General features: G+C 49.2%; 23 protein-coding genes, 1 tRNA gene and 1 riboswitch. Of the genes, 19 read left to right on the plus strand and 5 right to left on the minus strand.

The window, feature by feature from the left end; all coding sequences use genetic code 11:
• The first annotated feature begins 21 nt into the window (after positions 1–21).
• Both D889_RS0109400 and D889_RS0109405 read left to right on the plus strand, forming a co-directional pair.
• Positions 22–678, plus strand: a complete 657-nt coding sequence (locus D889_RS0109400; RefSeq protein WP_010631815.1) for an amino acid ABC transporter permease — start codon at positions 22–24, stop codon at positions 676–678.
• A complete protein-coding gene (locus D889_RS0109405; protein ID WP_010631816.1) occupies positions 678–1,400 on the plus strand; it encodes an amino acid ABC transporter ATP-binding protein in 723 nt (240 codons plus the stop codon). The genes D889_RS0109400 and D889_RS0109405 overlap by 1 nt, the downstream gene beginning before the upstream one ends.
• 102 nt (positions 1,401–1,502) lie before the next feature.
• Here D889_RS0109405 and D889_RS0109410 read toward each other — a convergent pair whose 3' ends face one another.
• Positions 1,503–1,874, minus strand: coding sequence for a ParB N-terminal domain-containing protein (locus D889_RS0109410; RefSeq protein WP_010631817.1), 372 nt, complete (start codon positions 1,872–1,874; stop codon positions 1,503–1,505).
• A 156-nt stretch (positions 1,875–2,030) separates the two neighbouring features.
• Between D889_RS0109410 and D889_RS0109415 the strand changes: the two genes are divergently transcribed.
• From D889_RS0109415 to D889_RS0109430, 4 genes are all read left to right on the plus strand, one after another.
• On the plus strand, positions 2,031–2,525 hold the full coding sequence (locus D889_RS0109415; RefSeq protein ID WP_018962303.1) for a YbaK/EbsC family protein: 495 nt from the start codon (positions 2,031–2,033) through the stop codon (positions 2,523–2,525).
• Between the two features lie 114 nt (positions 2,526–2,639).
• The gene (locus tag D889_RS0109420; protein ID WP_010631819.1) at positions 2,640–3,101 is read left to right on the plus strand and encodes an Rrf2 family transcriptional regulator; all 462 of its coding nucleotides are present in this window, start codon (positions 2,640–2,642) and stop codon (positions 3,099–3,101) included.
• A gap of 24 nt (positions 3,102–3,125) precedes the next feature.
• Positions 3,126–3,488 (plus strand): hypothetical protein, encoded by a 363-nt coding sequence (locus D889_RS0109425; protein WP_010631820.1) that lies wholly within the window; start codon positions 3,126–3,128, stop codon positions 3,486–3,488.
• Between the two features lie 287 nt (positions 3,489–3,775).
• Positions 3,776–5,218, plus strand: coding sequence for an MDR family MFS transporter (locus D889_RS0109430; RefSeq protein WP_010631821.1), 1,443 nt, complete (start codon positions 3,776–3,778; stop codon positions 5,216–5,218).
• A 67-nt stretch (positions 5,219–5,285) separates the two neighbouring features.
• Here D889_RS0109430 and D889_RS0109435 read toward each other — a convergent pair whose 3' ends face one another.
• On the minus strand, positions 5,286–6,506 hold the full coding sequence (locus D889_RS0109435) for an MFS transporter (RefSeq protein ID WP_010631822.1): 1,221 nt from the start codon (positions 6,504–6,506) through the stop codon (positions 5,286–5,288).
• Between the two features lie 339 nt (positions 6,507–6,845).
• Here D889_RS0109435 and D889_RS0109445 point away from each other — a divergent pair, with 339 nt between their 5' ends.
• Entirely contained in the window at positions 6,846–7,238 is a 393-nt protein-coding gene (locus D889_RS0109445) for a spore germination protein GerW family protein (protein ID WP_010631823.1), read from the plus strand.
• A 67-nt stretch (positions 7,239–7,305) separates the two neighbouring features.
• On the opposite strand, the gene D889_RS0109450 is transcribed toward D889_RS0109445, so the two are convergent.
• Positions 7,306–7,665: a Lin0512 family protein gene (locus tag D889_RS0109450; RefSeq protein ID WP_010631824.1), complete on the minus strand. Its 360-nt coding sequence runs from the start codon at positions 7,663–7,665 to the stop codon at positions 7,306–7,308.
• A gap of 306 nt (positions 7,666–7,971) precedes the next feature.
• Between D889_RS0109450 and D889_RS0109455 the strand changes: the two genes are divergently transcribed.
• The 5 genes from D889_RS0109455 (at position 7,972) to D889_RS0109475 (ending at position 13,578) form a co-directional block, all read left to right on the plus strand.
• Positions 7,972–9,057, plus strand: a complete 1,086-nt coding sequence (locus D889_RS0109455; RefSeq protein WP_010631825.1) for a BMP family lipoprotein — start codon at positions 7,972–7,974, stop codon at positions 9,055–9,057.
• Between the two features lie 188 nt (positions 9,058–9,245).
• The gene (locus tag D889_RS0109460) at positions 9,246–10,769 is read left to right on the plus strand and encodes an ABC transporter ATP-binding protein (protein ID WP_010631826.1); all 1,524 of its coding nucleotides are present in this window, start codon (positions 9,246–9,248) and stop codon (positions 10,767–10,769) included.
• The gene (locus D889_RS0109465; protein ID WP_010631827.1) at positions 10,766–11,833 is read left to right on the plus strand and encodes an ABC transporter permease; all 1,068 of its coding nucleotides are present in this window, start codon (positions 10,766–10,768) and stop codon (positions 11,831–11,833) included. Before D889_RS0109460 ends, D889_RS0109465 begins: the two co-directional genes overlap by 4 nt.
• Positions 11,830–12,795 carry an ABC transporter permease gene (locus tag D889_RS0109470; RefSeq protein WP_010631828.1) on the plus strand — a complete coding sequence of 322 codons (966 nt, stop codon included), beginning with the start codon at positions 11,830–11,832 and terminating at the stop codon, positions 12,793–12,795. The genes D889_RS0109465 and D889_RS0109470 overlap by 4 nt, the downstream gene beginning before the upstream one ends.
• A 186-nt stretch (positions 12,796–12,981) precedes the next feature.
• Entirely contained in the window at positions 12,982–13,578 is a 597-nt protein-coding gene (locus tag D889_RS0109475; RefSeq protein ID WP_010631829.1) for a histidine phosphatase family protein, read from the plus strand.
• A 50-nt stretch (positions 13,579–13,628) separates the two neighbouring features.
• Here the strand turns inward: D889_RS0109475 and D889_RS0109480 are convergent.
• Positions 13,629–13,699 (minus strand) — tRNA-Gly (locus tag D889_RS0109480).
• A 150-nt stretch (positions 13,700–13,849) separates the two neighbouring features.
• Here D889_RS0109480 and D889_RS0109485 point away from each other — a divergent pair.
• On the plus strand, positions 13,850–14,119 hold the full coding sequence (locus tag D889_RS0109485) for an ACT domain-containing protein (protein ID WP_010631830.1): 270 nt from the start codon (positions 13,850–13,852) through the stop codon (positions 14,117–14,119).
• 21 nt (positions 14,120–14,140) lie between these two features.
• A complete protein-coding gene (locus D889_RS0109490) occupies positions 14,141–15,496 on the plus strand; it encodes a PFL family protein (RefSeq protein WP_010631831.1) in 1,356 nt (451 codons plus the stop codon).
• 57 nt (positions 15,497–15,553) lie between these two features.
• On the opposite strand, the gene D889_RS0109495 is transcribed toward D889_RS0109490, so the two are convergent.
• A complete protein-coding gene (locus D889_RS0109495; protein ID WP_018962304.1) occupies positions 15,554–15,733 on the minus strand; it encodes a hypothetical protein in 180 nt (59 codons plus the stop codon).
• A 231-nt stretch (positions 15,734–15,964) separates the two neighbouring features.
• Here D889_RS0109495 and D889_RS14940 point away from each other — a divergent pair, with 231 nt between their 5' ends.
• From D889_RS14940 to D889_RS0109525, 5 genes are all read left to right on the plus strand, one after another.
• Positions 15,965–16,762 carry a polyphosphate kinase 2 family protein gene (locus tag D889_RS14940; RefSeq protein WP_238537645.1) on the plus strand — a complete coding sequence of 266 codons (798 nt, stop codon included), beginning with the start codon at positions 15,965–15,967 and terminating at the stop codon, positions 16,760–16,762.
• Complete coding sequence (locus tag D889_RS0109510; protein ID WP_010631833.1) at positions 16,731–18,266, plus strand: Ppx/GppA family phosphatase; 1,536 nt, start codon at positions 16,731–16,733, stop codon at positions 18,264–18,266. The genes D889_RS14940 and D889_RS0109510 overlap by 32 nt, the downstream gene beginning before the upstream one ends.
• A 111-nt stretch (positions 18,267–18,377) precedes the next feature.
• Complete coding sequence (gene galE, locus D889_RS0109515; protein WP_010631834.1) at positions 18,378–19,370, plus strand: UDP-glucose 4-epimerase GalE; 993 nt, start codon at positions 18,378–18,380, stop codon at positions 19,368–19,370.
• Positions 19,371–19,468: 98 nt separating this feature from the next.
• Positions 19,469–19,580, plus strand: a riboswitch (SAM riboswitch).
• 118 nt (positions 19,581–19,698) lie between these two features.
• Positions 19,699–20,517, plus strand: a complete 819-nt coding sequence (locus tag D889_RS0109520; RefSeq protein ID WP_010631835.1) for a MetQ/NlpA family ABC transporter substrate-binding protein — start codon at positions 19,699–19,701, stop codon at positions 20,515–20,517.
• Positions 20,518–20,529: 12 nt separating this feature from the next.
• The gene (locus D889_RS0109525) at positions 20,530–21,543 is read left to right on the plus strand and encodes a methionine ABC transporter ATP-binding protein (RefSeq protein WP_010631836.1); all 1,014 of its coding nucleotides are present in this window, start codon (positions 20,530–20,532) and stop codon (positions 21,541–21,543) included.
• Position 21,544: the final 1 nt, after the last annotated feature.

Consider the following 21,544-nt stretch of genomic DNA (forward strand, 5'->3'; position numbering starts at 1 on the left):
TTTGGTTAGGAGAGGATTTTGTTGAATTTTCGTTTTGACCTGATTTGGGGCTACATGCCCTTCTTTCTGGCGGGCACAAAACTCACGATCATTCTGTCATTGTCGGGTATTGTCTTCGGTACACTGCTCGGGCTGATTATCTGCTTTGGAAAAATGTCGAAGCATCGTGCGATACGGATTCCCTTTCTCTGTTACATCGGCTTTTTCCGAGGAACACCGCTCTACGTGCAGATCCTGATTGTCAACTTCGGTGTCGTTCCTGTGCTGCTTCATCAGTCTAACGGCCTGCTTGCAGGGATCGCGGCGCTGTCGCTGAATGAAGCGGCCTATATTGCCGAAGTATTCCGGGCAGGTATCGAATCGATCGATGACGGCCAGACGGAAGCGGCCCGTTCGCTGGGCATGACGCATGTACAGGCAATGCGTTATATCATTTTACCGCAGGCAGTGAGACACGTTCTGCCGCCGATGGGTAATGAGTTTATCAGTCTGATTAAGGATTCATCGCTTGTTTCCTATATTGCAGCTCCGGAACTGACCTATTGGGCAGTAAACATGGGTGCCCAGTATTCGCTTGTCTGGGAACCTTATCTGACGATCGCGCTGATCTATCTGATCCTGACGCTGACGATGAGTTACTTCGTGCATCTCACGGAAAGGAGGATGGCAACAAAATGATGATCCAGGTAGAAAACCTGAAGAAGACGTTCGGTAATAATGAAGTATTAAAAGATATTAATCTGAGTGTCGACAAACGGGAAGTGGTCGTGGTCATCGGCCCTTCAGGATCGGGAAAGTCGACACTGCTTCGTTGTATCAACCAGCTTGAGCCGATTACTTCCGGGCGTGTTCTGATTGAGGGCGTCGACATATCCGGGCAGAAGACAAATATTAACAAGATTCGCCAGGATGTCGGCATGGTGTTCCAACAGTTTAATCTGTTCCCGCATATGACGGTTCTTGAGAACATCATGCTGGCGCCGATGAAGGTGAAAAAAGTGCCGAAAAGCGAAGCAAAGGAAACCGCCATTGCGCTTCTGAAAAAAGTCGGCCTTGAAGAGAAAGCGGGAACGTATCCGGATTCGCTTTCAGGCGGTCAGAAGCAGCGTATTGCCATTGCCCGCGCACTGGCTATGGAGCCGAAAATGATGCTGTTCGATGAGCCGACGTCGGCTCTGGACCCTGAAATGGTGGGGGATGTTCTGGATGTGATGAAGCGTCTGGCCAAAGACGGGATGACGATGGTTGTTGTGACCCATGAGATGGGCTTTGCCCGGGAAGTCGGCGACCGCGTCATTTTCATGGATGGCGGGTATATTGTTGAGGAAAATGAGCCGCACGAGCTGTTCAGCCATCCAAAGGAGGAACGGACAAAGTCTTTCCTGAGTAAAGTACTGTGATCCGCTGAAAAAGAGGCCTGCTCACCAATGAGCAGGCCTCTTTTTTCAGCGGACGGCTTTTCTTTCCTTCTCTAATTCGTTTAAAAATAACGTTAAAAGGTTTCAGATTTCCTTATAAATCTGTATTTGTTTAATCTCCGGCATCATGCTGTAAGCCGTCAGTCTGTGCTGGCCGTCGTACAATCCAAAGTCCTTATTGCAGATCAGCGGCGGAAGTTTACCGCCGTCATGAATGTAATCAATCATCTGCTTCACGTTATCCGTATGATAATCGTCATAGTTCTGCGGATTTTTCTCCCATTCCTTAAAGGTCATCAGATTCTTGCCGTTCGTGCTGAATGAGCAGGGCGCGTCATACAAAGATTCTTTGTCGACTGTCGTGAGGATAAACTTATGCTCGTCCGTACCAAACGCATCATTTTCAATGTCATTGTACCTGCTGCAAATTTCTTTACCCGTGATATATTCGGTCATGTGTGATTATCCCTTCCTTACAAGGCTGTGTCGCACGTATCTAAGTCTAATTTATAATAATCCCGTTGATTTTGCAAAAAAACTCGTCATCCTTGATTTGACAGTGAATTCTGATAGACTGGTTAATAAAAAAGATAGAGGATGGAGTGACTTTAAGTGACTTTAGAAAACGTCAGAGCAATGTTTCGAGCAGTTGGACGGGAACAGGATATTATTGAACTTCATCAGTCCAGCGCAACAGTCGGACTGGCTGCCGAACATCTGCATGTTGAACCGGAAAGGATTGCCAAAACGCTGGCCTTCCGCGGAGAAAATAAAGAAGGAGCAATGCTCGTTGTTTCAGCGGGTGATGCGAAAATTGATAATAAGGGATTCCGTCATGAGTTCGGCTTCAAGGCACACATGCTTTCCCCGGAAGATACACTTGATCTTGTCGGTCATGCCATCGGCGGTGTCTGCCCGTTCGCATTAAAAAAGGACTGGCCGGTGTTCCTGGATGTATCCTTAAAACGGTTTACAACTGTTTTTCCAGCGTGCGGCAGCAGTAACTCAGCGATTGAGCTGACGATTGACGAACTCTATAAATATGGCCATGCCCGGGGCTGGGTTGACGTGTGCAAGGGCTGGCGCGGCGAAACAGATCTATCCTGAGCAGCCGAAGCGGATCCTTTTTGTCGATTCAGCACATCTTATGAAGTAATTTGTTTGATTTTCTAAACTGTATTCATTATAATTACATTAATCTATTAAAAAGGATACGATTCAATGAACAGTGAATTTACGATAGCTGTGCATTGTCTGATTATCCTGGCAGGCGCACCCGAACAGATATGGAACAGCGAGACTCTGGCGGGTAAGGTGCATACACACCCGGCCCGGGTCAGGAAGATTATGAGTCTTCTGAGAAGAAATTGTCTGATCAGGACAAAAGAAGGTCTGGGCGGGGGTTACCGTCTTGCCTGTGATCCGGAGACTTGCAGTCTGGCTGAAATTTACCGGATGACCTCATGCAGCGCCCTGAAGCTCAACTGGTGTTCGGATTCAGACGATAAGACTGGCAAAGCGGAGAGCAGCGGAATCAGATTGGCACTGGAGCGGACCTTCTCAGGTGCGGAACATGTTCTGGAAAAGTATCTGTCGAAGCAATCGATCGGCTCTCTCCTTCGCGAACTTCAGGGAGAGTCCGGCACGGAGATATCTGCTGCGAAAAGTCTCTCGGAAAAATAATTACAGGATCGGTGGTGATAGGTGATGAAGCAAAGATCAAGCTGGAAAAAGGGCGATTGGGTAAAAGGAAGAACAGTAAACGGCGAGCTGATGTGTGGCTATGTCATCGACTTTGACAGTAATGACGGAACGGTTAAGGTTGCCGTTGTCGCCTGCGATCGTGAGTCAACGGTCGGCAGGACGGTTGAGACGCTGAACTATCTGATCAAACCCTTCCCGGTTCAGCCGTTCAACAATGATCAGCTGCGCAGTCTGGCCGACCTTGCCTTGATCACGTCCGACCGGGAATGGTTTATGGACTTGTCAGGACAGCTGGCCAAAAGTAAAAGCACTGTCAGTGACCGGAAAGAAAAGGCCGATAACTGGTTCTGGTCGCCGCAGCGCTGATAAAGACTACTGGGAATGATTAAATAGATGATTACAGGAGCGCCCGCACACTTATCTGTACGGACGTTTTTATTGACCGGAACCAGGAAGATTTTTACGGACAGTCCGGAAATCAGACGATTTTTTTGGTGACAGTTGGAGAAAGCGTATATTTCTTTTTTTAATAATTAATTTATGAGAGAATGAACAAATGTACGGGTCGGACAAAGATTCCGGTCAGCGGAAAACAACGGTCCGGTTTCGTTGACCTGACGATCAAGTAAATTAATGACAGGAGTTTTGAACGAATGAGTCAACAGAAAATCCGGCAAGAAGAACAGAAGATCAGAAGAGGGATGATTACGGTTGCACTGATCATCGGGGCATTTGTAGCGATCCTGAATGAGACATTTCTGAACATCGCGATGGCCGACCTGATGAAGACATTCAATGTGTCGGCGACAACCGTGCAATGGCTGGCCACATCTTATATGCTGGTCATCGGGATTCTTATGCCGGTTACCGCTTTACTTGCCGGATGGTTCACCACACGTCAGATGTTCCTCGGTGCGATGGCGCTTTTCCTGCTGGGTACGGTGATTTGCGGTTTTTCGCCGACTTTCGGCTTCCTGCTCCTGGGTCGCGTGATTCAGGCATCCGGCTCAGGGCTGCTGATGCCGGTGATGATGAATACCATCCTGTACATTTATCCGGCTGAAAAACGTGGTGCAGCCATGGGGATGATCGGACTGGTTATTATGTTTGCACCCGCTCTTGGCCCGACACTGTCCGGGTTAATTATTTCCGTGTTCTCCTGGCGCTGGCTGTTCTATCTGGTGATTCCGCTTGCCGTTTTCTCCATTGCTTTTGCGGCACGTTATCTGAAAAATGTATCGGATGTCACACGGCCGGCTGTTGAGATTCCTTCAATTATTTTGTCGACAGTCGGTTTCGGCGGGCTGGTCTATGGTATGGGCTCCAGTGCTGAAGGCGGTGCTGTCGGTCCGGTCATGATGATGATCGGTGCCGTGTCGCTGATCCTGTTTGTCTGGCGCCAGCTGGCCATTGACCATCCGATCCTGAATCTGCATACATTTAAATTTCCGATGTACGCCTTGTCGACGATTATCCTGATCCTGATGATGATGACGCTGTTCTCGACGATGATCCTGCTGCCGCTTTACATGCAGAAAGTGCTGCTGCTGTCGTCGTTCGGCGCCGGCCTGGTACTTCTTCCGGGCGGATTGATAAATGGGTTTCTGTCTCCGATTATGGGCAAGCTGTTTGATAAATTTGGGCCGAGGTGGCTTGTTATTCCGGGCATGCTGCTGATGATCCTCGTCATCTTCCTGATGAGCCGAATGAACATTGCAGAAAACACTGTCTATGTGGTCATTCTTTATGCCGTCCTGCTGATCGGCATGGCCATGGTGATGATGCCGGTTTCCACAACAGGACTGAATGATCTTCCAAAGAAACTCTATCCGCACGGGACAGCGATCATGAATACGCTGGAACAGGTTGCGGGCGGAATTGGCACAGCTTTGTTCGTCGGAATAATGGCTTCAGGACAACAGGCTTATCTAAGCCGATCGGCAGATCCGACCAACTCCGGACAGATTCGTCAGGCGATGGTTTCCGGTATGAGCACAGCTTTCCTGATCGCCATGATTCTGGCCGTTGTCTCATTAATTCTTGCATTGTTCCTGAAACGAACGGTTTCTGAAGAGGCGCAGTCTGAGCCCCATTAAATTCATTTGACCAACGAAAAAAACGGTCCCCATCGTTTACGGGGACCGTTTTATGCTGCCCGGCGTATCAGCCGAGTTCCTGATTCTTCGTTTCTTTTCCCAAAAACAGTACAGCAAGTACGGCGATAATAATTGAGATACAGAACACGGTGAAAATAACAGAAATACTAGTGCGGCTGACAATCAGATAACCGACAAGGAGCGGTCCGAAAATGCCGCCGATCCGGCCGAATGCTGCAGCCATACCGGTACCGGTTCCACGGATCAGTGTCGGATACTGTTCCGGTGAGTAGGCATACAATGCGCCCCATGCCCCCAGATTAAAGAAAGAAAGCAGGATACCGGAGGTCAGCAGCAGCGGCAGGGTGGAAGCGATGCCGAAGAAGAAGGCGAAGATGGCGGTTCCGAGCAGGTAAACAATCAGCACCATTTTTCTGCCCCACTTTTCAATCAGCCAGGCCGCAGTGAAGTAGCCCGGCAGCTGAGCGAGTGTCATGATCAGGACGTACTGAAAACTTTTAATCATACTGAATCCCTTCAGGACCACAACACCCGGCAGCCACAGGAACATGCCATAATACGAGAAAACGACGCAGAACCAGAGAATCCAGAGCATGATTGTACGTTTCGCATATTTTCCCGACCAGACTTCGGCGATGTTTTTCAGAAAACCTTGTTTTTCTTCTTTCTTCTTTGCTTCAAACTTTTCTGAGTCCTGAATACTCCATCTCAGATAGATCGCATAGAAGGCCGGGAGTGCGCCGATGACCAGGGCAATGCGCCAGCCATACTGCGGGATGATGAAATATGAGATCAGCGCTGCGACGATCCAGCCGCCTGCCCAGAAACTTTCCAGCAGAACAACGGTGCGGCCCCGCTTTGCCGTTGCCACACTTTCCGAAACAAGCGTAGAGGCAACCGGTAATTCACCGCCGAGGCCCATGCCGATAAAGAAGCGCAGGACGAGAAAGATGGCAAGACCCGTGGTCAGTGCCGATAATCCAGCACCGATGGAGAACAGCAGCATGGTCAGGATCAAAACATTCCGGCGTCCTGCCCGGTCGGCCAGGATGCCGAACAGGAACGCACCGACGGCCATTCCAATCGAACTGATGCTCCCGATCCATCCCATCTGAACTTCGTTGAGTTTCCATTCCTGGGCCAGCGCGACAATAATAAATGAGATCATCCCGACATCCATCGCGTCGAACAGCCAGGCCAGCCCGGCAACGCCGAGCAGCTTTCTTTCTCCTTTTACAGGTGCAGCAGATACAGTTGTAGCAGACATTTAGCGATCCCCCTGAATTCATGATGAGAGCGCCTTGACAAGTTCCAGCCGGGCGCCTTTTTCTTAGCATGTACCGTCAAACTTGACCTTATTATAGAAGTAAATATTACAGGTGTAAAGACACATGAAAGATATATTTTTCTGCCTGGAAAAATCATAAATGGTTTACAAAATAATGTCCGGATTGTGTCCGGACGCTGTTGCCACATGATAAACTGAAAGAGCAGGAGAAGGACAGAGGTCATGCGATGTTTCCGGCCGATGTCCCCGGATCCGCAATCCATGGATAAGCATGTGTGGCGCAGGGAGCTCAAGGATAAGTATGGGGAGGGACGTTAAATGTCTGAAAATCCGAACAACGGTGAACAAAATGCTGAAAAGTCCGGTTCGCAGCCTTTTACCAATTTTGTCGAAACGATTCTGAAGAACAAAGAGGTTTCGTCGGTCTACGGCGAACCTGTGACGGTGGAAGGGAAAAAGGTCATTCCGGTTGCCAAAATTCGTGCAGCAGGCGGTGGTGGCGGCGGAAATTCCCGGATCAGTCAGGCTGCAGGCCATACGAATGGCGGCGGTGGTGGCGGCGGCCTTTCCGTCCGGCCTGTAGGCGTCTATGAAATCGAGGGAGATAAAACGCGTTTTCTGCCGGCCTATGATCTCAATTTCATTGTCCTGATCCTCTCATTCCTGACATTTGGCATGGCACTGATTTTTAAAAGATTACTGAAAAAATAATGCAGAAAAAGGGGCTGGCAGGGTGATGCAGCCGGCCCCTTTGACAGGACTATCGGTGGCTATTGGATCAGTAGCCGACTTCGACGGCTGCATTCACAATATACATCAGATCATTGCGATCGTTCTTATCCTTGAGGAAAATGCCGCTTGGGGTCGCCATTCCCCCGTCGGTAACAACGACCGTCACCGTTCCATAGGGGATTTCAGCTTTGACTTTCTCAAGGTCGACCAGCTCTTTATCCAGTGGAACGGCAAGCCGGATGGTGACCTTCATATTATTCAGGTCGTGTTCCGGAAGCACATCGGTAATTCCAGGCATTGAGTTCTTATGAATGGCGTCGATGACGGCACGTACAGAAGCAGTGGTTACATCCTGACCATGAACATCGGTACCGACACCGGTTTCAATAAAAAGTAAATGGTCCATGATATATGATATCCTCCTTATTCGGTTCGACAGCTGACGACTTCAGTATAGCAGATCAATGGAACAGGAAAAAAGCAATGTCAGATAATCTGACCATTTCTGCCAAAAAAGAACGGTATGCGGTAGAATTTATTTGGTAGTCTGCAGGAATGAAAAGGTGCCTGATAATGCCAAAAGCGAACATTATTCGATTTTCTCCGAATAATTTACGCTTTTTGTGCATTTTTATATTTATTTTTTTGATCGAATACTGTATAGTTACTTTTGTGAAATCTGATACTAAGAAAAAAACGGGGGGTTTTTTTTGTGTTCAAAAAGAGAATAGCGATTCTCGTTGCCTGTTTTGTGGTCCTTGCCACAGTATTAGCCGGATGCGGGTCGGGCAGCAAATCCGGTGCATCGTCAACCGCAGGGACGTCATTTAAGGCCGGCATGGTAACAGATACCGGCGGTGTTGATGACAAATCCTTCAACCAGTCTTCATGGGAAGGCCTCAAGAACTTTGGCAAGGATAACAACTTGAAAGTGGGTACCGGGGTCAAATATCTCCAGTCCACACAAGCTTCTGATTATTCTCCGAACCTGAACCAGCTGATTCACCAGAATTTCAACGTTGTATTCGGTATCGGATTTCTGATGCAGAATGATGTTCAGAAAGTTGCGGAACAAAATCCGAAAGCTCATCTGGGTATTATTGATGCTGTAGCTGTTGACAAGAATAACAAACCTCTGAAAAATGTGGCCAGTCTGACATTCAAGGAACAGCAGGGATCTTTCCTCGTCGGTGTCGTTGCCGGTCTGACAACAAAGACCAACAAAGTCGGTTTCATCGGCGGAATCAACTCAGCACTGATCAAAAAATTTGAAAATGGCTTCAAAGCCGGTGTCAAGACCGTAAATCCGAAGGCTCAGGTTTATGTTCAGTATGCAGGTGCATTTAATGCTCCGGATAAGGGACAGAGCATTGCTTCGACGATGTACACCAAGGGTGCCGACATCATCTATGCCTCTGCCGGGGACACTGGTAATGGTGTATTCACTGAAGCAAAGAACCGGAAGAAGAACGGCAAGAAGGTCTGGGTTATCGGTGTTGATAAAGACCAGTATGCACAGGGTCTTCCTCAGAACGTAACACTGACTTCGATGGTTAAACGTGTCGACAAGGCCATCTATGATGTCACATCGAAAACGAAACAGGGCAAGTTCCCTGGCGGCCAGGTTCTTGCATATGGCCTGAAGGAAAATGGTGTCGGCCTTGCTCCGACAACCAAGAATGTTTCCAAGAAAGTTCTGGATTCCGCAAATCAGTATAAGCAGAAAATTATTGATGGCAGCATCGTCGTCCCGACAACGGACAAGGAATATGCAGCTTATGCAGCAAAACTGAAGTAATGATGTTCTTCCTGATGGATGAGGTGCGGATTATACGTGCCCCATCCATCATTATTAATGAGAAAAATTCAGCGTGCCCCCGCTGCTTGAATACAATTATTACACCATGACGGTACGGCGGTCGATGATGACCTGTACTGCATCTTATTAAATATGACCGATATCACTGGAGACGGGAGACAGAGAAGATGGCATATGCGATTGAAATGAAGCATATCCGGAAAGCTTTTCCGGGTATTGTGGCCAATGATAATATCACTCTCCAGGTCAAAGAGGGAGAAATACATGCACTGTTCGGGGAGAACGGTGCCGGCAAGTCGACCTTGATGAATATCCTCTTCGGCCTTTATCAACCGGATGAGGGCGAAATTTATGTTCATGGTGAAAAAGTGAAGATCACTGATCCGAATGATGCCAACCGGCTTGGCATCGGCATGGTGCATCAGCATTTTATGCTGGTCGATAAGTTTACCGTTGCAGAGAATATTATTCTTGGCAAAGAGCCGAGTCATCTGGGCAGGCTGAACATGGCCAAAGCAGTAAAAATTGCCCGGGATCTGTCGGATAAGTACGGCTTGGATATTGACCCTCTGAAAAAAGTTGAAGATATCAGTGTCGGGATGCAGCAGCGTGTCGAAATTCTTAAGACACTGTACCGGGGATCGAACATTCTGATCTTCGATGAACCGACCGCTGTGCTGACGCCGATTGAAATCAAGGAACTGATCCAGATCATGAAACGCCTGGTCAGCGAGGGAAAATCCATCATTCTGATTACCCATAAGCTCAAGGAAATATTTGAGGCATGTGATTCGGTGACGGTCATCCGCCGCGGTAAAGTGATCGATTCGATGGCGATCGCCGATACAAACCCCGATGATCTGGCTAATATGATGGTTGGTCGCAAGGTCAATACGCAGATTAATAACACGGCATATGAACCAAAAGGTAAAGTACTCGATATCAGGGATCTGACCGTCCTTGATTCCAGAAGAGTGAAGGTGGTCAACCACCTCAGCTTGTCAGTTCATGGTGGTGAGATCCTTGGTATTGCAGGTGTCGACGGCAATGGCCAGGAAGAGCTGGTCGAAGCGATTGCCGGCTTGCGCAAAGCAAGTTCGGGGACGATCGAGATCAACGGACAGGATATGACGAATCATAAAGGGAGAAAAATCACGGAAAACGGGTTCGGCTATATCCCGGAGGATCGGCAGAAAGACGGTCTGGTACTGGATTTTACGGTTGGCGAAAATCTTGCGTTGCAGACCTATTACCGCAAGCCCTTTGCCTCCTCCGGAATTCTTCACCCGAAAGTGTTCACGCAACAGGCGAAACAACTGATCGAAGAATTTGACGTCCGAACGCCGAGTGAGCGGACACTGGCGCGCTCACTTTCCGGAGGTAATCAGCAGAAAGTGATTGTAGCCCGGGAAGTGAGCCGGAGTCCGCAATTACTCGTTGCCGCTCAGCCGACGCGGGGGCTGGATATCGGTGCGATTGAATTCATTCATGGTAAGCTGCTTGAAGAGAAGCAGATGGGAAAGGCGGTTTTGCTCGTTTCATTCGAACTGGATGAGGTTCTGCACCTGAGCGACCGGATTGCCGTGATCAATGAGGGACGTATTATTGATATTGTGAATCCTAAAGAAACCAATGAAAATGAGCTGGGTCTGTTGATGGCCGGGCATAAAAAGGAGGCGCATCAGGCATGAGCACGTGGTTTCGCAAAATCAACTGGCTGACGCTTCTGATCCCTGTCATTTCTGTTTTTCTGGGCCTGCTCTGCGGTGCCGTGATTATGCTTGCCGGCGGCTATAATCCGCTGCTTGCCTATGGTTCGATTATCCAGTCGATCTTTCTTCAGCCTTATTACGGCGGAGAAACGATTCGTGCCATGATTCCACTCGTCCTGTCCGGTCTGGCTGTCGCATTCGCTTTCAGAACCGGCCTGTTCAATATCGGTGTAGAAGGACAACTGATGGCAGGGTGGCTGGCATCAGTCGCCTGTGCGATTGAACTGGACGGGCTGCCGAAGGTGATCCTTCTGCCGCTTTCGATTATTGTCGGCGGCCTTGTCGGCGGATTATGGAGTTTCCTCCCCGGTTTGCTGAAAGCCAGATTCAAAGTGCATGAAGTTATTTCAACCATTATGATGAACTACATAGCTCTTTACTCCACAGCCTACATCATTAAAAACTTTTTATATACCGAAGGCGAGCGGACGCCAACGATTCCGTCGTCAGCTTCTCTGGCATCCAATTTTCTGGCTACCATTACGCAAGGTTCCCGGTTGCACTGGGGATTTATCGTCGCCATCATTGCGGTGGTCGTTATGTGGTTTCTTCTGTGGCGGACAACGATGGGTTTTGAACTGCGATCAGTCGGCTTCAGTCCCGATGCATCAAGATACGCCGGTATGAATGTTTCTCGGAACATCATTCTGTCGATGACAATTTCCGGTGTATTTGCCGGACTTGCCGGTGCCATGGAAGGACTCGGGACCTACCAGTATATGTCGATCATGTCCAGCTTTTCCGGAATCGGATTCAATGGGATCGCCGTTGCCTTGCTCGGTATGAACACACCGATCGGCGTAGTGCTTTCCGGAGCCCTGTTTGCCGGTCTGCAAACAGGCGGCCTGACGATGCAGTCGGTGGCCGGTGTGCCGACCGATCTGATTCAGGTTGTGATCGCATTGATCATCTTCTTTGTCGGATCCAGTTATGCCATTAAATGGATCTGGCTTCGCATGTCACGAAAGGGGCGGAAGTCATGAGTTTCTTTCAAGTATTAACGATTATTATCCCCTCAACTTTGCTGACTGCAGCTCCGCTTATTTTCACTTCACTGGGCGGCGTCTTTTCTGAACGATCGGGTGTTGTGAATATCGGACTGGAAGGCTTGATGTGGGTCGGTGCATTCACAGGTGCTGTGGCCACTCTGTTTCTGGAGCATGCCGGTGTGGGTGCCGCATCACCCTGGATCGCCATTCTGATTGCGGCGGCGGCCGGCGGCATTTTTTCGCTGATTCATGCGGTTGTATCCATTTCGTTTCATGCGGATCAGACCGTCAGTGGTGTGGCATTGAACTTTCTGGCGACCGGCCTGACTATTTATCTGGTTAAGATGATTTATAATGGACAGGGTCAGACCCCGTATATTGCCAATAATATTGATAAAACAACGATTCCGGTTCTTGGCCATATTCCGTTTATCGGGCCGATCTTCTTCCAGCAGGTAACGTATACCTCTTATATTGCTATACTGTTTGCTTTTATTTGCTGGTACATCCTGTTTAAGACCACGTTCGGCCTGAGACTGCGGGCAGTCGGTGAACATCCTGAGGCGGCAGACACATTGGGCATCAGCGTCATCAAACTACGTTACATCGGTGTGATGATCAGCGGTGTGCTTGGCGGAATCGGCGGTGCGGTGTATCTGGTCACGATTACGTCCAACTTCAACATTTCAACCATTGCCGGCCAGGGCTTTCTGGCACTGGCGGCAATGATCTTCGGGAAATGGCATCCGATCGGCGCCATGCTGGGGTCGCTTTTCTTCGGTTTTGCTCAGGCACTCAGCATCACCAGTCAGCAGATCCCTTATCTGGACAGGCTTCCTTCGGTGGTCCTGATGATTGCGCCTTATGTGCTGACACTGATTGTCCTGACCGGTTTTGTCGGTAAGGCAGAGCCGCCGAAAGCGGACGGTGTGCCTTATTTCAAGGGTCAAAGGTAAACAAAATCACCTTTCCTGGCTGTCCGGTGCCATGTATCGGACAGTCTTTTCTTCGCTTTTTTGTTTCAGCGCAAGAATTTACTGAATTGCAAAGTTTGACAGGGCACAGAGACAGATTATTCGCTATAATGAATTTACACAGCATGGATGCTGCAGAGTCGGGAAACTTCTAATGGAGGATGAGTCATGACAGCATTATGCCTGGTCAGACATGGAGAAACAGACTGGAACGCAATGGGTAAGCTTCAGGGGCGTGAGGATGTTCCATTGAACGACCGGGGCGAGCAGCAAGCGATCATGGTTGGCGAGTATCTGGGCCGATCGAAATTTAATGCGATTTTCACCAGCCCGCTTCTTAGGGCAAAGGAGACAGCGCTTATCGTTAATCATTTTGTCGGCCATCTTCCTCTGTTCGTCAGCAACGATTTTATCGAAAAAGATTATGGTCAGGCATCCGGTATGACGGTTGGAGAGAAGAACAGCTGTTTTCCAGACGGGAAAATTCCGGAAATGGAGACCTTTGACCATGTCGGCACCAGAGTAACAAGGGGGCTGCAACTGATCCGAAACAAGTTCCCTGAGGGCACAGTGCTGCTGGTTGCCCACGGTGGCCTGATTAATGTGATTCTGTCCCTGCTGTCGGGGGGACAGATCGGTACTGGAAAGACCAAGCTGTTCAACACATGCATCAGTCATATTGTGACCGAAGGGGAAACCTGGAAGATCGTCGACTATAATCGTATCGATCACCTGAAGTCTTTTGGGAAGGTAACCAGCATCTGAACAGAAAATCAGGCCATAAAAAAAAGAACGCCGACGCGTCCTTTCCGTGAAGCGGGTGATGGGAATCGAACCCACGACGAGAGCTTGGGAAGCTCTAATTTTACCATTAAACTACACCCGCAGAACCTGCTGTTCCTCACAAAGACAAGTCTTATCTTATAAGAATGGAGCTTGTTTGTCAATATGGGTGCGGCGCTGACTTTCGTCAGGTTCTGCGGCCGGATCCGGCTCATGGAACAAGGAGTTATTCAGTTATTCGGAGGTATCGTTCATGAAAGCAATTCTTACAGTTATCGGCAAAGATAATGTCGGCATCATTGCGGGGGTCAGCAAACAACTTGCCGACCTGCAGGTGAATATTCTTGATGTTTCACAAACGATTATGAATGGTTATTTTACGATGATCATGATTCTTGATCTGTCGGCATCCCAGGAAAAGTTCGCCGGAATCAAGAAAACACTGGCAGATAAGGGCGCTGTACTGAACGTGCAGATCAAGATTCAGCGCGAGGAATTGTTCACATCGATGCACAGTATCTAACATGGAGGCTTTTACCGAACAATGGAAACAAACCAAGTTCTGGAAACCATTCGGATGATAGAAGAAGAAAAACTGGATATCCGGACAATTACAATGGGTATTTCTTTACTGGACTGTATTGACAGCGATGGAGAAAAAGCGAGACAGAAAATTTACGACAAGATCACCCGCCTGGCAAAAGACCTGGTGCAGACGGGAAAGGATATTGAAACGGAATTTGGGATACCGATTATACATAAACGCATTTCTGTAACTCCGATCGCACTGATCGCCGGCGCGTCCGGTGATGAAGACTATACCGCCTACGCCAAAGTTCTTGACAGGGCGGCAAAAGAGACCGGGGTTAACTTTATCGGCGGATTCAGTGCTCTGGTGCAGAAGGGTTATACGACGGGAGACCACCGGCTGATTCAGTCGATCCCTCAGGCCCTTGCGGAGACGGAGCGTGTCTGCTCGTCCGTCAATGTCGGGTCGACTAAAGCAGGCATTAATATGGATGCCGTGGCCGAGATGGGCCGGATCGTGAAGCAGACCGCGGAACGCACAGCCGCGGAACAGGGACTGGGCTGTGCCAAACTGGTGGTATTTGCCAATGCGGTCGAAGACAATCCGTTCATGGCCGGTGCTTTTCACGGCGTCGGGGAAGGCGGCTGCATTCTTAATGTCGGCGTCAGCGGTCCCGGTGTCGTCAAACGTGCTCTGGAGAAAGTCAGGGGCCAGTCCTTTGATGTTGTGTCGGACACGATTAAGAAAATTGCTTTCAAAATCACCCGTATGGGACAGCTGGTCGGCCACGAAGCATCCAAACGTCTGGGCATTCCGTTTGGGATCGTCGATCTCTCCCTCGCCCCGACGCCGGCAGTCGGTGATTCGGTGGCGCATATTCTGGAAGAGATCGGTCTGGATTCCGCCGGGACGCATGGGACAACGGCAGCGCTGGCACTGCTCAATGATGCCGTGAAAAAGGGCGGCGTGATGGCCTGCAGCCATGTTGGCGGCCTGAGCGGTGCGTTTATTCCCGTGTCTGAAGATGCCGGAATGATCCATGCTGTAGAGGCAGGTACATTGAACCTTCAAAAACTTGAGGCGATGACGGCTGTCTGCTCGGTCGGCCTGGATATGATTGCGATACCGGGAGACACCCCGGCCGAGACAATCTCGGCGATGATTGCCGATGAGGCGGCAATCGGTGTCGTGAACAACAAGACAACAGCGGTGCGGGTCATCCCGGCACCCGGTAAAAAAGTGGGCGATACAGTCACCTTTGGCGGCCTGCTCGGACATGCGCCGGTGATGGCGGTCAGCAGCAGTTCAGCATCCGCCTTCGTGGCACGCGGTGGCCGGATTCCCGCACCAATTCATTCTTTCAAAAATTAAATTAAGAACAATAAAAGAAAGGGGATCTCTAGAGATCCCCTTTCTTTTGCCCTGCTTTCAGTGCTTATTGGCTTTCTTTTTCGATCCGTGTTCTTCTTCGTCCCCGGTTCTCTGGGCCCGCTCAATTTCCTCAACCGAGTGTTCATCAAGTGGCTGAGCAAATTCCTCGTCCCCGAAAGCCTGCGCGTTCTGCTGATCTTTCTTCAGCTTTTCCTCATGATCTTTAGGCATTTGCATTCACAGCTTTCCTGAGAATTTTGGCGATACGTCGCCACAACATAGTCTGGCCTGTTTTTCAGTAAATATCCGTCACGGTGATCGGCAAGCTCAGAAACGGAAAAGACGGCATGAAGAGAAAATCCGGAAAGAAACTTGCCGGCCTGTTTCCATTTGAGGGATAATAAAGACGGCTTCACAGCAAGATGGGTACTTCAGGTGCTCGCGAACGGGATCAGAAGATGAGGGGGTATCAAGGTGGAACGCCTGAGTAACTGTGATCTCACCCAGAGAATTGATAACCGTAAGGAATATGAGAAGAAATTGAAAAAGTATCAGCTGAGGCTGCTTGCTCTGCAGCATCTGCTGGTTGAGAAGAAAATCGCCGTGATCTTTGTCTTTGAGGGATGGGATGCTGCAGGAAAGGGCGGTGCCATCAAACGATCGGTTGCCAATCTGGATCCGCGCGGGGTGCGGGTTACCTCGATTGCGGCACCGGCACCGCATGAAAAAAGGTATCACTATATGCAGCGGTTCTGGAGGAAGATCCCCCAGTATGGCCAAATTGCAATCTTTGACCGCTCCTGGTATGGCCGCGTATTAGTGGAACGTGTTGAGAAGTTTGCGGAAAAAAAGGAATGGAAACGTGCTTATTCGGAAATCAACAGTTTTGAAAAACTGCTGACGGATGATCGCTATATTATTGAAAAGTTTTGGCTTCATATCAATAAAGGGGAGCAGTACAGGCGCTTTATGGAGCGGCAGAACAATCCCCTGAAACAATGGAAAATCACTGAAGAGGACTGGCGTAACCGTGCACGATGGGATGATTATCTGGCTGCTGCCGAAGAGATGTTTGAAAAGACGGATCGTCCTTATGCCCCATGGCGGATCATCCCGGCGAACGATAAATGGTTTGCCCGTGTCGCTGTCATCCGCTATATGGTTCATGCGATTGAACGCAATTTTAAAAAGGCTCTAAATGATGAAGACCATCCATCCGGAGGAGGACTGGGTAGTGAAGGTTGTACAGAAACACGCGGTCATTGACATTGGCTCAAATTCAATCAGGCTCGTCGTCATCGGTATTGATAAGAACTATTTTTTTGAAGAGCTGCTCAATTTCAAAGCGGTTGCCCGTCTCAGCAACTACATAGATAACAAAAATAACCTGAGTGAAAAGGGCATCAGTGTTCTGCTGACGGTGCTCGATCGTTTCCAGTCGATTCTCTCACGAGAGAGCAAGGTCACCGTCATTGATACGGTCGCAACCGCAGCAATGCGTAAAGCGAGAAATAGCGGGCAGGTCATTCAGCGGGTTAAGGAGCGGACAGGGCTGACAATCCGTCTGCTTCCTGGATTGAAAGAAGCTTATTATGGCTATTATGCAGTCATAAATTCAACCTTCGTTGAAAATGGGATTGCCATCGATATTGGCGGCGGCAGTACAGAAGTTACTATGTTCCGTAACCGAGAGCTGATTCATTCGCACTCGTTTGCCTTTGGCGCGGTGACTTTATACCAGACCTATTTTGCCGGAAATGACCGGGAGGCAGCCGCTAAATTACGTGATTTTCTGGAACATGCTTTTTCCGGATACAGCTGGCTGACCGGGCAGGCTCTTCCCATCATCGGGATTGGCGGAACAGCCCGCAACCTGGCCAAAATCGATCAGGTTCAGCAGCATTATCCAATGGTCGGCCTGCACCAGTATACGATTCCGCGTGAACGGCTGGGCAGCCTGACTCATCAACTGGCATCGATGACACAGTCGGAGCGCGAATCGATGGACGGATTGTCCAAAGACCGTGCCGATATTATTGTGCCGGCATCAGCAGTCATCAATACACTGATGCAGATGAATCAGGGGACAACGTTTATGCTCAGCTGCGCCGGGCTGCGCGAAGGGATTTTCTACGAATGGCTGTTGCACGAAAGGGGTGTGGACAAAGTCCCTTATGTTCTGAATGAGAGTATCCGTCATCTGAGACGCAATTTCAATCTTGATTCCAGCCATACGAATTATGTCAAGGCACTGGCGTTTCAGATTTTCAACGGGATCAGCCCGCTGATCGGCAGTACGTTTTCAGAGAAACAAACAGCCTGGCTTCTGTCTCACAGCGCTGATCTGGCCTACATCGGTGAATACGTAAACAATGAATCGAGCAGTGCACACACTTTTTACCTGCTGACGAATATCAGTATTAATGGTGTGAGTCATCATAACCGCCTGGGCATGGCGCTGATCGCCTCGTTCAAAAACCGGGCGAAAATGCTTGACTTTGCTGTTCCGTACAAAAAAATGGTTACTGATGGAGAACTTAAAATGTATGAGACGCTTGGCTCAGTGCTGCGGCTCGCTCATGATTTCGACCGGACGCGTCAGCACGTTGTCGATGAGGTGAGAGTAAAAATAGGCAAAAAGCGTCAGGTTCAGCTGGAAGCTTATTATCATGACGATGCGTTCTTTGAAGAGCAGGCCGCACAGAAACATAAGAAACATCTGGAACGTGCGCTTCAGCAATCGATAACCATAAAGTTTATCAAACGCTGAATCGGCTCCGCAGAGGGAACTGCCTGTTTCAGCCTTGTCAAAACGAATGAATTAGCAGAGAATATTCATGCCAGTAAAAATAGTTCTTGATGATTCGGGAGGAGTTCAGTCATGTCTATACTCGTTTTAGGCGGAGCGGGCTATATTGGTTCGCACGCCGTATATCAGTTGATCGATGCCGGCGAAGATGTTGTCGTTGTCGACAACTTGCAGACCGGCCATAAAGAAGCGCTGCATCCGCAGGCAAAGTTCTATCAGGGAGATATTCGCGATAAAGCATTCCTTGATTCGGTTTTCAAGAAGGAAAAGATCGATGGTGTGATTCACTTTGCGGCGAATTCACTTGTCGGCGAGTCCGTTGAGAAACCGTTAAAGTATTTTAATAACAACGTATACGGCATGCAGATTCTGCTCGAAGTGATGAAAGAAAATAATGTAAAGCATATTGTTTTCTCATCGACTGCGGCGACTTACGGCGAACCGAAGCAGGTGCCGATCACCGAAGAGATGCAGACCCTGCCGACGAACCCGTACGGCGAAACAAAACTGACGATGGAGAAAATGATGAAGTGGTGTGACCGGGCATACGGCATGCGGTTTGTTGCTCTCCGGTACTTTAATGTTGCCGGAGCAAGCAAATCAGGAAAAATCGGTGAAGATCATCATCCGGAAACGCATCTGATTCCGATCGTCCTGCAAGTGGCAGCCGGCGAGCGGGAGAAAATCTCGATCTTCGGCGATGACTATCCGACCAAGGACGGTACGTGTGTCCGCGACTATGTACATATTGAAGACCTGATCGCAGCACATCGTCTCGCGCTCCGCTATCTTCTTGACGGCGGCAAAAGTGACGTCTTTAACCTCGGTTCCAGCGAAGGCTTTTCCGTCAAAGAAATTATTGAGGCGGCCCGCAAAGTCACCGGGAAAACGATCCCGGCTGAGGTGGCACCGCGTCGCGCGGGCGATCCGAGCACGCTGATCGCGTCTTCAGATAAGGCAAAAAGGATTCTGGGCTGGAAACCGGAACATACGAACATTCCGGAGATTCTGGCCGATGCCTGGAAATGGCACAGCAGTCACCCCAAAGGCTACGCGACCCGGTAAGCATTTGACCGACAAATCGCATAATCGGTAGAATTATGTAATTTTTTTGACACAAATGCAATTTCAGGTTACAATCTATTTACTGACTAATTTAATATTCCTTATCCAGAGCGGTGGAGGGACTGGCCCGATGAAACCCGGCAACCCAATCAGATGATGATTAGGGTGCCAATTCCTGCAGTACATATTTTAGGTGCTGAGAGATAAGAGAAGAAACAGAATCATCGGCTTCTCTTATACAGAGAAGCCTTTTTCATGTTCTTCTTCTCGTATGGCGGATATTTAGAATAGCATTTGTCAGTAAACACTACACGTGGAGGGAATTCAATTGAAGAGATTCGCAAAAGCATTATCTGCCTTGTTAGTCCTGTCGCTCGTTTTCGCCTTGTCGGCATGCGGGAGCAGCTCATCCGGAGAGCTGAGTACAAAAGAAGTGACGGTCGGCGTTACGGCCGGACCGCATCAGCAGGTGATGGAAGAAGTCGCACGTCTCGCTAAGAAGGACGGACTGACGATTCATCTGAAAGTATTCAACGATTACAACCAGCCGAATATCGCTTTGAATGATAAAGATCTTGATGCCAACAGCTATCAGACAATGCTCTTTCTGAAAGATCAGATCAAAAACAAGGGCTACAAGATCACTGATGCATTCGCTACAGTAGCTTTCCCAATGGGAATCTATTCCAAGAGCATCAAGAAACTCAGTGAACTGAAGAACGGACAAAAGATTGCGGTGCCTAATGACCCGGCGAACGAACTGCGCGGGCTTCAATTATTTGAAAAAGCCGGCGTGATCAAGCTTAAAAAGGGTGCCGGTGTCACATCGACGAAACGCGATGTCATCAGCAATCCGAAACATCTGCAGATCGTCGAACTGGATGCGGCACAGCTGCCGAAACAGCTGGATCAGGTTGCCGCTGCGGCGATTAACACAAACTTTGCCATGGGCGCCGGTCTGACGGTTCTCAAAGACTCCATTTTCCACGAGCCGCTGGTTCATAATCCGTATCCGAACTATTTTGTTGTCCGGACGGCAAACAAGAACGACAAAGTGATCAAACAGATCCAGAAATACTATCACTCAGCTGATGTTAAGGCTTATATCAAAAAAACATTTGGTGGTTCTGTCGTTCCAGCATGGTAAGGAGTTCAGGCTATGATTGACATTCAGCATGTTTCAAAGACATTTATTACAGGGAAGAACAAAGTTGAAGCATTGAAAGACGTCAGCCTGAAGGTAAATAAGGGCGAAATTTTCGGCGTGATTGGCTACAGCGGTGCCGGGAAAAGCACGCTGATCCGATGCGTCAATCTGCTCGAGCATCCGACCAGCGGCAAGGTTCTCGTCGACGGCACAGATATTTTAAAACTCAACCGTGCCGGCCTGCGAAAACTGCGCCGAAAAATCGGCATGATTTTTCAGGGCTATAATTTGCTTGAAACCGCCAATGTCTATGACAATGTGGCCATTCCGTTAAAGCTGGAAGGCGTGCCGAAGAAGGAGATTAAAGCTCGGGCGGATAAATATCTCAGGATCGTCGGTCTGACGGACCGCAGCAAGGCTTATCCGAGTCAGCTTTCCGGTGGACAGAAGCAGCGCGTGGCGATCGCCCGGGCATTGGCGCATGAGCCGGAAGTATTGCTCAGTGATGAGGCGACGAGCGCACTCGATCCGACGACAACCGATTCGATTCTCGAACTGCTTCTGAAAGTAAACCGGGAACTGGGCATCACCATCTTCCTGATCACGCATGAACTAAACGTGATTCAGCGGATCTGTGACCGCGTGGCTGTCATGGAGCAGGGAAGGATTGTCGAGGCAGGCACGGTTGTTGATGTGTTTACACAGCCGAAGAAGCAGCTGACCCGACAGTTTGTCCGGAATGAATCCAATTTTAAGATACCGGATGAGATCTATAAGGACCTGCTCAAGACGGGTGAACTCGTTTCCCTGACGTTCCTGGGTGAATCGGCAAAGGACCCGGCCCTGGCCACACTTGCCCGGAAGTTCGAAGTGCTTCCCAGCATCATTGCCGGCGGGATTGACCAGCTTAAGGATCAGTCCATCGGCAATCTGCTCGTCCATTTAAAAGGTGAAACCGGACAGATTCACGATGCCGTGGCTTACCTGAAAGCACAGAATATTATTGTAGAGAAGGTGACCGGCTGAG

The organism is Sporolactobacillus vineae DSM 21990 = SL153 (genome assembly GCF_000377985.1).
Taxonomy (GTDB): Bacteria; Bacillota; Bacilli; order Bacillales; family Sporolactobacillaceae; genus Sporolactobacillus; species Sporolactobacillus vineae.